Source organism: Rouxiella aceris (genome assembly GCF_012933545.1).
Lineage (GTDB): Bacteria > Pseudomonadota > Gammaproteobacteria > Enterobacterales > Enterobacteriaceae > Rouxiella > Rouxiella aceris.
In genome coordinates this window covers 57,556-70,225 of record NZ_JAADJU010000003.1, presented here as the reverse complement: position 1 = coordinate 70,225, position 12,670 = coordinate 57,556, and the positions used below count along the sequence as shown (strand labels likewise).

Below are 12,670 nucleotides of genomic sequence, written 5' to 3'. Positions count from 1 at the left end.
GTATTTATGCCCGCTGTCCTGCGGACGTTATCTAATTATTTACAAGCGAGAAGCGTTATCTCGGCCCGTTATATACGGTATGCGCCACGTCTAATGTCATGGCTAGTCTAGCCAACAGCTTCACCAGCATTTGCATTGTTTCTGCATCCTGGCGATCCTGCAATTTTTCCTGCTGTAGCATTTTATCCACTGCAGCTTGAATGCCATTCATCCATACGTCGCTTAATTCAGCCAGCGTTTCACACAACTGGCTATCAATTTGCTTATCTGCGACGAATACGCCAATTATATCATTCACCTGTTGCGTGAACTCATGGGGAATATGCCCCAAATTGATCGTATCCTTTGCCTTCTGCGCTACCATAAACAATCCGTTACTGCCCGCAACAGGAGCAGCGGCATTATTGCCAGCCGGATTAAGCTGTTTTGCCACTCCTTTATCTTTACTGGCAGGGACAATAAAAGCCATACCGGATAAGGCAGCGGGTGAAGCGGCAGCCGTTTTATTCGCCGTCGGTATTTGTATTGCCCGGTTATTTACTGGCGCATTCAGCTTATCGTCTTGTTTGCTATTTTTATCCGCAACACTAATATCATTTTGCAGCAAGATACTGCCCAGGGTACCAATCCCTTGCACCAGTTCGTTAACGGCCTGCGCTTTATTGGCCATCCAGTCGTGGTCTGCAGCTTGACTTCGCGTATTATAAATCACCACCATCAGTGTATATAGCAGCGGGACTACCTGCAAATCCCGCTGTATTTCCAGATTACGACGGTCGCTTAAATACTTAAACATCAAGTTCAGAAATTCACTGGGCGTTAGCTCTCCTTCTGTCGTGGCAAAATGATCGGCCATCGCCGTTTGTAATTTATTTGCCAGCTGATTACCTTCATTTTCAGTTAGCGCCAGGGCCGGAAACATTGAATTAAGGCAATGAGTAATCGATTTTATAGACTCAGGCTCTGCCAGCGACCCCATTAGTTCTACGGCCATTTCGCGGTTAATTGTTTTAATTCCGCTATCAAGCATCCGGTTATTCAACTTCTGCTGATAATTATCCGCAGATTGAACGTTAACACTCGAGTCTGTTGCTGGTGAATAAGCAATTCGATAACAACTAACGGTATTGTTACTCATTCCGTCCCTGGCTCCTTTTTCCCGTTACACCATGGACGACGCCATCTGTGCCTGATTAGAGGCAATCTGGCTCAGAACCTGGATACCGCCCTCCATGACCTGCGCCTGATCCGACTGCAGCTCACGAACTTTTTTGACGATCTCTTTTTTACGGTCCTCATAGTATTGGAAAAACATCTGCTGCCATTGTTGATCCAAAATCAGGAGATCAATCTCTTTTCTGAGGTCCGCTTTCTGTTTTTCGATAGCGGCACTGGTCAACGCTTGCGCGCCCGACACTATCTGACGGGTGTTGGTCATTATTTTAGTCGCACTAAAGGAAGATTTGGCAAAGGCGGTGATCACCTGCCATCTTACTTCAGCGACAACTTTATCCGTGATCTCCTTCACCGCTTTTTCAGAACCTTTTTTCAGGGCTTTCGACGTTTTCTTGGCCGCAGTCTCTACCGCCTCAATAACCATTTTTTCAATGGCTTCCTTACAGAATTTGTCGCCTAATTTTTTACCAATATGTTGCGTCGCCTCGGCGGCCACTTTTTTACCAATCTGCTGTGCAGTCGCAGTAACCACCGCCTTGGAGCCACTCTTGATACCAGCGCTCAGTGCCTGTTCGGCCCCTTCCTGCAACACTTTTTTGGCCACGTTGGGGATCACTTTAGACACAATGGCATTACGTGCCGCACTGGTGACATCAACCAGCGCACCGGCAATTTCAAAGCCCAACTGGACGTAACCTGCCTTTTCGGCAATGTCTTGATACTTTTCGGCATTATCCGGGTCGACTAACGCCAAGGTATTGGCGACGGCTTTAACAATGCCCGCAGAGCCGGCTAAAACATCCATGGCCCCGCCGGCAACCATCATCGGGTTGCAACTCATAATGCCGCCAACCACTTTGGCGATCCCCGTCACCACTTCTACCGCTGCGATAACCCAATCAAACACCACGCCCAAGATGCCGGCTTTTTTGGCTTTTTCCTGCTGTTCGGCTTCGGCTGCCAGTTGCGCTTTATAATCTGCAAGTTCCTGCTGACGAATATCATTCTGTTTTTCCGTCAATTTCTCCAGCACGGCACCTTTTGACTTCGCCGTCTGACCGAGAATTTCATTGGTCATCAAGGTTGCCGCAAGAAACATATGCTCAACGGCAACGCCTTCCAGCTGTTTTAACCCCATATTTTTTAATGGATTACCTTCTGCTCCCTCAATAGTGGCCGGCAGGGTCTGCATTATCCTCCCCAGGGCTGCCTCTGCCTGAGCGCGTAAAACCGGGCTATCGCTGGCGCGAGGAACCGCCAAGGCGGCAATGCTGGCGGTTTGCACTGCGGTCCAGGCTGCAGAGGAGATGGCGGCGCTCTGGGGGTGTCGTTCAGCCTGCGGCCGGGCTGATACCGAAAATTCGCCTGATTCTGCAACGGGCAGAATGGCTGCCAGAGAACGATCTAAAGTAATGGTCATTATGCTGCTTCCTTGTTATTGCCAAGCATCCGCCTGGCGCTTTCCTTGATTTCTTGAAACTCGGTTTGTTGACCGCTGGTCATCACGGCTGCCTTAAAGGCCTTATGCGCCTGCGATTCGCAACCCAGCAAACGCAGACTAAGTCCGGCAAAAAATGCCGCGCGAGGATCCGCCACCCGATTGACTCCGGCACGAGTAAAGCAATCCAGGGCATCGTGATGAGCATTCAGCCGTTGATGACACAGCCCCAGCCCGAGTAAATACTCATGATTGCGGTGATCCAGCGTGGTCAGTAACACGTAGATATTGCGTGCGGCGGCATAATCACCGGCGGCAAAAAGCTGACTGGCATAACTTGCCAATTGCGCCAAATCCTCGGCTGAGGTGGCGGACAACATGCGCAGTGCCCCACCTTGGGCAAAGAATTGCTCCAGTTGGTCATTATTTGCTACTGGATGCGGTTGCTGCTGACTTGAAGTCATAAATCCTCCTTGATACGGTAAGCCAATCCACGCCCTCCAAGCCGTGGTTAATAAGGTATTGGTTTACCGGTTATCGTTATTAAACAAATGAACGGCGATGTTTTTTGGCAATAGGTGCACGGGTCGGGGCCACCGTCTCAGGCGCAGGGGCGACGTCGTTACTTTCCTGCTGCTCGGGAAGCAGTTGTTTAATCTGCCGCCCCAACTGGGTAAACACTTTTTTCGCCTCTGCCACTTTCTCAATTACCGGCTGATGGAGTTTGCGCTCACCGCCATTCATAACGGCATCCAGCTTTTGCAATTTACTCAGCGCCAGCGGATCGCTTTCTGCTCTGGCATATAATCCGGCAATTTCCCCCTGAAGAACCTTAAACTCGGCAATCTGCTTTTGCACACCAAGGCGGCGTCTTTGCATATTATCGAGCATCTCTTTCAGCTGGTTTAATTCTTTCATTGCTTGTTTCCTGTCTTGGTTTTCTGGATTATTTCGCACACCGCTGGCGTCTTTTTTACTAAACCTGGCGATTAGCGAATTGACTGTGCAATGGACTTGGTCGATTCACCGTTCATACTCTGAATACTGTTGGCCATGGTCACTGCGGTATTGAAGTTTTGCATCAATTGCTGCAATTTCAGCTGGCTCTGCTGCACAAAGTCAGAGGCGGTACCGGAAGTATGTTCCAGCGCTTTCTGCACAGAGAGCAGCTCGGTTTTCTTGAATTGCACAGAACCTGCCAGCTCTTTCTTCAGCTCGCCTTTAACCACGTCCTTCAGTTTTTCAAAAGATTCGACCGGAATATCAATACCCTTACCGGATCCTTGATACTTGCCGTCTTGAATTAAAAACGACCAAGGGGATTTTCCATCAATTTTAATCCCTTTCGCTACCAAGTCGTTCATAATGTCTTCCAGTTGCTTGACCTTTTCGGCAAGTGGAATATTTACGACGCCATCTTTCGACAAGGCAATAAGCACGGATAAATAGTCAAGCTGACGAGTATCCACATCCCCTGAAGCAATAAGCTCCTCGAGTTTTCCGTCAAGCATCTCGTCAATGGTATTGCCATCCACCAGAATATTATTGTCACGCATATACTGGAGGACATCGGCAGGTAATTCCGCCGTATCACCATCTTTGGCGATCTTGGCAATGGCGATTTCAACTTTATTGGCCATATTCTGCGCATCGCGCGATACCGCCATTTTATTCGACATCTGCTGGAACTTGGCATTAGCCAGTTCGGTAAACAGCAGCATCATATCGCCCATGGTGCACATGCCCTGGCCCATCAGCGAGTGATTCTTCATTGCCACCAGATATTTTTCTTTTTCTGAAACTACATTATTTTCCGACGTATTACGGGTGACATCATTTACAGTCTGTACATTAAGATGACTCATGATTTTAAATTCCTTTTTAAATGAACATCTTGATTAAAACTGGCCAGCGGAGGGTTAGCGCTGGCCGCTACTGTGACTAGCGATTAACTCGCTTGCTTATTAACGAATTGACTGGGCAATAGACTTGGTGGATTCGCCATTCATACTTTGAATACTGTTGGCCATGGTCACCGCGGTGTTAAAGTTCTGCATCAGCTGCTGCAACTTCAACTGGCTCTGCTGCACAAAGTCGGAAGCCGTACCTGAGGTATGCTCTAGCGCTTTTTGGATGGAAAGCAGCGAAGTTTTAGGTAACGATACCGTCGGCGGCGTTTTCATTGCTTCAAGCAGTTTCTTGCCCGTGTCCTGACTAATACTTTTGCCTGTATCTTCAAAAGAGTTTGCCTCTAAAAATTCGCTGGCTTTCATACCATCAATGGTAATGCCCTTCTCATCGAGATCTTTAACGATATCTTGATAATAATGGGTCCAATGCGTACCACTCTTGCCTTCAAAATAGTCCAGCTTGGCTTCTAAAAATTTAATGTTATCTTGATTAATGCCGATAAATTCATCAATAGTCTTGCCATCAACCAGGATATTGTTATCGCGCATATACTGGAGAACATCTGGTGGCAAATCTGCTTGATCGCCATCTTTGGCGATCTTGGCAATGGCGATTTCGACTTTATTGGCCATATTCTGTGCATCGCGCGATACCGCCATTTTATTCGACATCTGCTGGAACTTGGCGTTGGCCAGTTCGGTAAACAGCAGCATCATATCGCCCATGGTGCACATGCCCTGGCCCATCAGCGAGTGGTTCTTCATTGCCACCAAATATTTGTCTTTTGCCGATGCAACGTTGCTTGCGCCAGTGGTTTGCGCGACATCATTGCCAGCCTGGATAGAGATATTGCTCATAATTGAAAATTCCTTTTAAATTAAAACGCTTGCTTAGCGTGCCGGCAATAGACCAGCCCCTATGATTACTTGTTATTAACGGATTGACTGCGCAATAGATTTGGTGGATTCGCCATTCATACTCTGAATACTGTTGGCCATGGTCACCGCGGTATTAAAGTTCTGCATCAGTTGCTGCAATTTCAGCTGGCTCTGTTGCACAAAGTCAGAGGCCGTGCCAGAAGTATGCTCCAACGCTTTTTGCACGGAGAGCAGCGCAGTTTTTGGCAGCAGATAATCCACAGCCCACAAAGAATTCTTATCGCCACCGCGTTCTTCGGCCTTTTTTAACGCCTCAGAGGTATTACCATTTTCCCGAATAAATTCATCGATGGTCATGTTATCCACCAGAATGTTATTGGCGCGCATATAATCGATAACGTCTGCAGGCAGCTCGGTCATATCGCCATCTTTGGCAATTTTGGCAATAGCAATTTCAACTTTATTGGCCATATTCTGCGCATCGCGCGATACCGCCATTTTATTCGACATCTGCTGGAACTTGGCATTGGCCAGTTCGGTAAACAGCAGCATCATATCGCCCATGGTGCACATGCCCTGGCCCATCAGCGAGTGGTTCTTCATCGCTACCAGATATTTATCTTTTTCTGAAACCGCATTGCTTGCGGTAGTGGCTGCGGCAACATCATTGCCCGCTTGAATAGTGATAGTGTTCATAATTGAAACTCCTTGTAGATAACAGATTCCTGTCAAGCGGGTAACTGAAATAAAGCCCGCCTGATTACTTACTTATTAACGAATTGACTGAGCAATAGACTTGGTGGATTCGCCGTTCATACTTTGAATACTGTTGGCCATGGTCACCGCGGTATTAAAGTTCTGCATCAATTGCTGCAATTTCAGCTGGCTCTGCTGCACAAAGTCAGAAGCGGTACCTGAGGTATGCTCCAGCGCTTTCTGGATAGAGAGCAAACTGGTTTTTGGCATATTGGTGCCATGCTTGGCGACATACTCATCAATAGTCATATCCTCAACCAGGATATTGTTTTGCCTCATATAGTCGATAACATCGGCAGGCAGTTCGGCTTTGTCACCGTCTTTGGCAATTTTGGCAATGGCGATTTCGACTTTATTGGCCATATTCTGTGCATCGCGAGATACCGCCATTTTATTCGACATTTGCTGGAACTTGGCGTTAGCCAGTTCGGTAAACAGCAGCATCATATCGCCCATGGTGCACATGCCCTGGCCCATCAGCGAGTGGTTCTTCATTGCCACCAGATATTTGTCTTTTGCCGATGCAACGTTGCCTGCGTCAGAGGTTTGCGCGACATCATTGCCAGCCTGGATAGAGATATTGCTCATAATTTGTAACTCCTTTAATTAAGACTTCCTTTATAAGCGGGCCAGCAGTGGGCCAGCCCGCCCGATTACTTACTTATTAGCGAATTGACTGGGCAATAGACTTCGTCGATTCTGCATTCATACTCTGAATACTGTTGGCCATGGTCACGGCGGTGTTAAAGTTCTGCATCAGTTGCTGCAATTTCAGCTGGCTCTGCTGTACAAAGTCAGACGCGGTACCTGAAGTGTGCTCCAGTGACTTCTGAATAGATAACAAACAGCTTTTTGGCATGCTGGTGCCATGTTTGGCAACATACTCATCAATGGTCATATCTTCGACCAGGATATTGTTTTGCTTCAGATACTCGATAACATCTGCAGGGACTTCTGCGGTATCGCCATCTTTTGCCAGTTTGGTCAGGGCAATCTCAACTTTGTTAGCCATGTTTTGCGCATCGCGGGCTACGGCCATTTTGTTCGACATCTGCTGGAATTTGGCATTGGCCAGTTCGGTAAACAGCAGCATCATATCGCCCATGGTGCACATTGCCTGTCCCATCAGCGAGTGGTTCTTCATTGCCACCAGATATTTTTCTTTCTCTGAAGGAACAACTGCGGTACCACCGACTTGAGCTACATTGTTTACGTTTTGCACATTGATGTTATTCATAAAATTTTCCTAATTGCGTAGATTTGTGTGATATTCCTGTTAACAACCCGGCGTTCTTTATTGACGACCTTCGTAGTTGGTGAGGCCATATTAGCTAATTGCTGAAATGCATATTTTCGAATTACTGCAAAATATTCTGTTTTTTTACACATGTTTTTTATTCACCTAACGCCCCGAAATGACACAATTTTCATCAATGTCAGGTGATCACCCGATATGCTTTAAACGGGTAATAGAAGAAGATAAATCACAGTTAGGAATATATTTGTGAGAAAAATATGCCAGCCATCAGATTTATGATAACCAAATGCAGTGTCCCCGTGCAAAACCGGGGTGAACATTATTCTTTAGCCGCCAATGCACTCATTGTCACTGACAATCACACCCTGTTGGTAAACCCACAAGATAAAATAAATGTGGTTACCATGGATTTTTATAATGCCGACCTGCAACAGCTCTATGCAGAAGTCGTTGAATTACTGGATCCAGAAAGTAAACCATTGCTACATAAAGAAACGGTCAAACAGGTTAATGTCGAGAAAGAAGTGGTCGAAGTATTATCTTCATTGTCGAAATTATCTGCACCCAGCTTTCTTCAGTTTTGTTATGTCTATTGTTTAAGCCTGGATAGACACTATTTTTCCTCGTTACTTCGTCTGAGGATCTCCAGCAACAAGTCATTCTGCGACTTTATTGAAGAAAACTTTTTACAACCCTGGTCAATCACCGAACTGGCGGAAGAGTTTGATTTGCCTGTCCGTAAATTCAACCAGTTATTTCAAGATTGCTATGGTAAATCGGCCAAACGCTGGTTGCTGGAACGTCGCCTTAAGCATGCAAGAAAATTATTAATCACCACTCCCATGCGGGTACTGGATATTGCCCTTGAATGTGGTTTTTCTAATCATGCCCATTTTACTGACAGTTTTCGCCGCCATTTTTGCTGTAACCCCAAACAAATACGGCAATCAGTACTTACCCAATCCGACAATATCGTTTAAGAGAAAGTAATATGGATATCGAAGCAGTTACTAATCAGCTTTCACAACTGGTAGAAAAGGCGGGCAATGATGTGCAATCAAAAGTCACTGCCGCCGATATGAACGATCCTGCACAAATGTTGCAGGCTCAGTTTGCCATTCAACAATATTCAGTCTTTGTCAGCTATGAAAGTGCCATTATGCGTGCCGTCAAAGATATGTTAACAGGGATTATTCAAAAAATATGATCTCTCTCGATGCTTCATTGCGCCGCTTAATTGTTGAAACCGGCCTGGTGGCGGTTAACCATGGGTTTATTACCCAGACACAAACGATTCTTGCCGCGTTACCCCATCTTAGCGACAACCTGCAGGCACGGACTATTATTGAAGCCACAATGCTTATTGGTCTCGGTAATAACAATGCCGCCTCGGTGCTGCTGCAAGGCAATGTTTCTTCTGAGGCGCAGTTATTGCGCCAGTTAATTAGCCAAAGCGCCAATTAACCCGCAATCGTGCCCTTATTTTATTTGTTTTTAATCAGGAGTTATTCGTTATGGAAATCAATGCTACCAGTCAGTTGGATATGTTAGCGAACCAACTGGACAACAACGCGGTAGAAGCCCCCGCCGCTGTGCCCGAAGCCGCCGATATTGCCGCCTTTACTCGTGCCATGTTTGGCAAAGAAAATAAAACCCCTGAAGAAGTGGCTGTCACTGGTTTACAAAGCAAATCCCTGGCCGTAGGTGATGCCGTTGAAGGTGCCCGCGCTACTGCGGAGATCATCAATAACCCAGAGACGATGATGAAGGCCAAATCAGCCCTGTCAAAAGCCACGCTGGAAGTGGAACTGATCGCCAAAATATCTGGCTCACTTTCCCAGGGCATCAACAAGTTGACGAGTATGCAATGATCGGGTCAATCAAGCGTTATAGCCTGTTGCTGTTGATGGCGTTCTGTCTGACCGGCTGTAAGGTCGAACTTTACAGTGGGCTGTCGGAAGGTGAAGCCAACCAAATGTTGGCTTTGTTGATGTTACGTAATATCGACAGCGAGAAAGAGGTCGTCAAAGACGGTAATGTCGCCATCAAAGTAGAGAAGGCGCAGTTTATCGATGCGGTGGAAGTGCTGCGTCAACATGGGCTGCCGACGCGCAAAACAGAAGGCATGAATGACCTCTTTCCCTCCGGACAGTTGGTCACCTCACCCGTGCAAGAACAGGCAAAAATCAATTACCTGAAAGAACAACTGCTGGAAAAAATGTTGCGCACCATGGACGGTGTTGTCAGCGCGCAGGTATCTATCGCGGAAAGTGCCAGTAACAATCGGCGAGAAGCACCGATCCCTTCGGCAGCGGTGTTTATCAAGTTTACGCCGGGTATCAACCTGCACAGCCGCGAAGCGGATATCAGGAATCTGATCCATAAAGGGGTGCCCAATTTGCGCGCCGAAAATATGACGGTGGTGCTGCAGTCCACCGACTACCGTTTTCAGCCGACGGCGAAATCTACCGCGTCTTCACGCTGGCAGGTACTGGCCCCGTGGATTGGCGTTGCCGTGACCCTGGCAGTTGCCGTGCTTGCCTTGGGTGTTCTCGCCTGGCGTCGTCGAGCGAAATCATCATGACCGCCACCCTCTGTGCATCGCTACAGCGGCTACATCAGTTGACCTGGCAGGCGGGCGAATGGATGGATGAAGGGTGGTGGTCGGCATTATCGCTACAGCCCTGGCAACTCAGCTACCAGCAGTATCCTGCCACCCGTCCGGCGCTGAACAGGCTGATCGCCGGGCGACTTGGCATTGCGCAGGCCCCCTTGCCTGGCCAGTTGACAGCGCAACAGCAGCAACTTATGGCTCTGGAACCTCGCCTGCAACACCTCTGCACCGCCCTGGGCCTGTTAGCCATTGCCTGTCCGGACTATCTGTTGCTCGGACGCTATCGCCGACAACTTGGCCTCCAGCTTGGCGACCGCGCCTGCGACCAGTTACTGGCGCTGGGGGTGTTTGATTCCACCCAGCCAGCAATATTACCCGCCGAGCAACTGCTTGCCGGTGCCAGCGAGAAAGGAATTGCCTGGTTGCGCGCCAGCGCAGAGAACTGCCTGGTTTGTCGCGCATTACAGATTATTTTACCGCCAGGATCCCCCGCGGCCGTACCGGCTTTAGGTTCAGCGGTTCCCTGGTTATTACGCATAGGCCGTTTTTTATGACAAAACTGACTATTCCCGTGAGAAAACTCGCGGTTACTGCCCCGTGCGAGGGGCTGATCCCGGCCAGTGAGCTGGCTGATTACCTTAAGGCCGGGGATATTATCGCCAAAGCCCAGGGTAGAGCCGCGCAGTTGCGACGCAGCGCGCAAAAGCATTTATCCTCTGTCGTCCAGCAATGTGCCGACGCCCGGGAAAAAGCCAGACAAGAAGCGCTGGCGAAAGTTGAGCAGGAGACCCCTGCCTTGCGCCAGCAGGCTGTCGCTAACACTATTCAATGGCTGGTTGCGGAACATGAGCTGGAAAGCAATATTGTGCAACGGCTGGAACCTCGCCTGCGTAGCCTGATGGCACAGGTCACCGAGGAGTTTTTTCGCCAGCAGGATAGCACCCGACTGCTGATGGACCGCTTGCGCCCTGCCCTCGATCGACTGCTGAATGAAGATGCCGGTACCTTGCAGGTTAATCCGCAACAATGGGAAGCGTTGCACCAATCCTTTGCCGCTTATCCCTCACTGCGCGTACAAAGCTGCGACCACATTGCCGAGGGCCAGGCAATCCTGATCACCCCACTGATTTATATGAGTCTGGATCTGGAAGAGCAGCTCGATTCGATACTCAGCCGTTTAAAACACGTCAGCGAAGAGGCCGCCGATGATTATTCCCAAGATTGACAGTAGCAACCATCATAAAAATATGGCCCTGGCGCAAACCCACCTTAGCGCCCAGAAACCCGTTGATAAAAAAGCAACAAGCCAGATAACGCCGGCACAATCGGCAATGGAGCTGGCGAAGGCGGAGCTGGGGGCAGATATTATCGATCTGGACAATTTGTTTCCCAGTGACGAAGCCCTGTATGAAGCCCAGGAAAATATTGGCATTGCCATGGGATCACAACTTAATAGCGGCCGCAGTGGCCAGGGAAGCGGTGCCGACCGCTCGCGGCCGCGCAGTATGGTCCAACGCCTGGCAAGACAGGTGGCCAGCGCCGCCCCCGACCAATTAGAAAGTTTGCGCGAACGCATAGCGGCCGTTGTTGAGGTTGATGAGGTCGACGATCTGCTTAACTCAATGAAGCGCCATAAATTCGACCTGGGTGAAATGGCCCTGCTGCTGGGCAGTATGCTCAACGAGAAAGGGTTGACCACCAAAAGACGCAACCAGCTCGAGCAGGCATTAAATGACATCATGGATGACGAAGACTGGGTGCTGCAATTATTTGGCAAACTGGAGTTCGGTGCCATCAATCACAGCGGTCTGGCGGAACTGCGTCGTTTATATCAACGTGCAGCCAGCCGTAAATCGGGACTGACTTACTGGTTTTCTCAATTTCGACAACTTAAGGATCGGCAACGCAAGTTAAAAACGCTGATCCGCGCGTTAGCCTTTGAACTCTCGGCAGAACAGAATATCAGTGATATTCATCTGGCGGCAGTGATCACCGACCTTAAGCGGATCTTGCAGTTTATGGCCATTGAAGATCACAGCCAGCGTGTGGCCAATGAGCTGCAATTACCCGAGGTGGACGGCGATCGCATTACCGAAGAGTTGCTGGAAATTGCACAACAGGCGTGGGTTTACAGCGATTGGCTGTATGACCGCGCCAGTCAATTGTTGCCCGAGGGCCACAGTCAACATGGTTATGCGCGCCGCATGTCAGAATTGGTTAAATTGCTGTCTGACGAATGCTTTGAAGATATTGAGCAGCGTGAAACGGTTATGCAGGCATTTTTAGAATATCAGGAACGACTGGCGGATGAGGATTAGCGCCGTTGTTTCGCAAGTAAAATAGCGACCCGCTGCGTGGTATCTGCCATAGCGGGTCAGTAAAGTCACCGCCCCTCACCCGCCCACCATCATCCCTTTCCCCTCTTTTTTCTGGCCATAGATAGCCGTTGTCGGCGCGATATCCTCCGGTAAATTTCACTATCGGGCCGGTACTGTCATTTACGCCGGGTAAGCTTGCCAGACGGTGATATAGCAAAGGTATTGGGTTTGAAGGTGACGACAGAAAGGCCGTTGCCGATAGTGGGTTAACCACTATCGGCAACGGAGGGCATGCGGACATATCGGGCTACGGCGGGTAAT

The 12,670-nt window shown here is 48.7% G+C and carries 17 protein-coding genes; 8 read left to right on the top strand and 9 right to left on the bottom strand.

Annotated elements, in window-relative coordinates; all coding sequences use genetic code 11:
• Nucleotides 1–55: 55 nt before the first annotated feature.
• The 9 genes from GW590_RS06350 to GW590_RS06310 form a co-directional block, all read right to left on the bottom strand.
• On the bottom strand, nt 56–1,138 hold the full coding sequence (locus GW590_RS06350) for a hypothetical protein (protein WP_169402190.1): 1,083 nt from the start codon (nt 1,136–1,138) through the stop codon (nt 56–58).
• Nucleotides 1,139–1,162: 24 nt separating this feature from the next.
• Nucleotides 1,163–2,596: a type III secretion system translocon subunit SctE gene (sctE, locus tag GW590_RS06345; RefSeq protein ID WP_169402189.1), complete on the bottom strand. Its 1,434-nt coding sequence runs from the start codon at nt 2,594–2,596 to the stop codon at nt 1,163–1,165.
• A complete protein-coding gene (locus tag GW590_RS06340; protein WP_169402188.1) occupies nt 2,596–3,078 on the bottom strand; it encodes a tetratricopeptide repeat protein in 483 nt (160 codons plus the stop codon). Before GW590_RS06340 ends, sctE begins: the two co-directional genes overlap by 1 nt.
• Before the next feature lie 79 nt (nt 3,079–3,157).
• Nucleotides 3,158–3,532 (bottom strand): hypothetical protein, encoded by a 375-nt coding sequence (locus tag GW590_RS06335; protein WP_169402187.1) that lies wholly within the window; start codon nt 3,530–3,532, stop codon nt 3,158–3,160.
• A gap of 71 nt (nt 3,533–3,603) precedes the next feature.
• On the bottom strand, nt 3,604–4,479 hold the full coding sequence (locus GW590_RS06330) for a secretion protein EspA (RefSeq protein WP_169402186.1): 876 nt from the start codon (nt 4,477–4,479) through the stop codon (nt 3,604–3,606).
• Nucleotides 4,480–4,578: 99 nt separating this feature from the next.
• Nucleotides 4,579–5,382 carry a secretion protein EspA gene (locus tag GW590_RS06325; RefSeq protein ID WP_169402185.1) on the bottom strand — a complete coding sequence of 268 codons (804 nt, stop codon included), beginning with the start codon at nt 5,380–5,382 and terminating at the stop codon, nt 4,579–4,581.
• A gap of 75 nt (nt 5,383–5,457) precedes the next feature.
• The gene (locus GW590_RS06320) at nt 5,458–6,099 is read right to left on the bottom strand and encodes a secretion protein EspA (protein ID WP_169402184.1); all 642 of its coding nucleotides are present in this window, start codon (nt 6,097–6,099) and stop codon (nt 5,458–5,460) included.
• Nucleotides 6,100–6,174: 75 nt separating this feature from the next.
• The gene (locus GW590_RS06315) at nt 6,175–6,747 is read right to left on the bottom strand and encodes a hypothetical protein (RefSeq protein ID WP_169402183.1); all 573 of its coding nucleotides are present in this window, start codon (nt 6,745–6,747) and stop codon (nt 6,175–6,177) included.
• Between the two features lie 76 nt (nt 6,748–6,823).
• Nucleotides 6,824–7,396, bottom strand: a complete 573-nt coding sequence (locus tag GW590_RS06310) for a secretion protein EspA (RefSeq protein WP_169402182.1) — start codon at nt 7,394–7,396, stop codon at nt 6,824–6,826.
• Nucleotides 7,397–7,821: 425 nt separating this feature from the next.
• Here GW590_RS06310 and GW590_RS06305 point away from each other — a divergent pair, with 425 nt between their 5' ends.
• The 8 genes from GW590_RS06305 to sctW are packed head-to-tail and all read left to right on the top strand — an operon-like array spanning nt 7,822 to nt 12,349.
• Nucleotides 7,822–8,397: a helix-turn-helix domain-containing protein gene (locus GW590_RS06305; RefSeq protein ID WP_169402181.1), complete on the top strand. Its 576-nt coding sequence runs from the start codon at nt 7,822–7,824 to the stop codon at nt 8,395–8,397.
• Nucleotides 8,398–8,408: 11 nt separating this feature from the next.
• Nucleotides 8,409–8,624, top strand: coding sequence for a type III secretion system needle filament subunit SctF (sctF, locus tag GW590_RS06300; protein WP_169402180.1), 216 nt, complete (start codon nt 8,409–8,411; stop codon nt 8,622–8,624).
• Complete coding sequence (locus tag GW590_RS06295; protein WP_169402179.1) at nt 8,621–8,881, top strand: EscG/YscG/SsaH family type III secretion system needle protein co-chaperone; 261 nt, start codon at nt 8,621–8,623, stop codon at nt 8,879–8,881. The genes sctF and GW590_RS06295 overlap by 4 nt, the downstream gene beginning before the upstream one ends.
• A 50-nt stretch (nt 8,882–8,931) precedes the next feature.
• Nucleotides 8,932–9,288, top strand: coding sequence for a type III secretion system inner rod subunit SctI (gene sctI / locus GW590_RS06290; RefSeq protein WP_169402178.1), 357 nt, complete (start codon nt 8,932–8,934; stop codon nt 9,286–9,288).
• Entirely contained in the window at nt 9,285–10,001 is a 717-nt protein-coding gene (gene sctJ, locus GW590_RS06285) for a type III secretion system inner membrane ring lipoprotein SctJ (RefSeq protein WP_169402177.1), read from the top strand. Before sctI ends, sctJ begins: the two co-directional genes overlap by 4 nt.
• Entirely contained in the window at nt 9,998–10,585 is a 588-nt protein-coding gene (locus GW590_RS06280; protein ID WP_169402176.1) for a type III secretion system domain-containing protein, read from the top strand. The genes sctJ and GW590_RS06280 overlap by 4 nt, the downstream gene beginning before the upstream one ends.
• A complete protein-coding gene (locus GW590_RS06275) occupies nt 10,582–11,256 on the top strand; it encodes a hypothetical protein (protein WP_169402175.1) in 675 nt (224 codons plus the stop codon). Before GW590_RS06280 ends, GW590_RS06275 begins: the two co-directional genes overlap by 4 nt.
• Nucleotides 11,237–12,349 (top strand): type III secretion system gatekeeper subunit SctW, encoded by a 1,113-nt coding sequence (gene sctW / locus GW590_RS06270; RefSeq protein WP_169402174.1) that lies wholly within the window; start codon nt 11,237–11,239, stop codon nt 12,347–12,349. The genes GW590_RS06275 and sctW overlap by 20 nt, the downstream gene beginning before the upstream one ends.
• Nucleotides 12,350–12,670 lie beyond the last annotated feature (321 nt).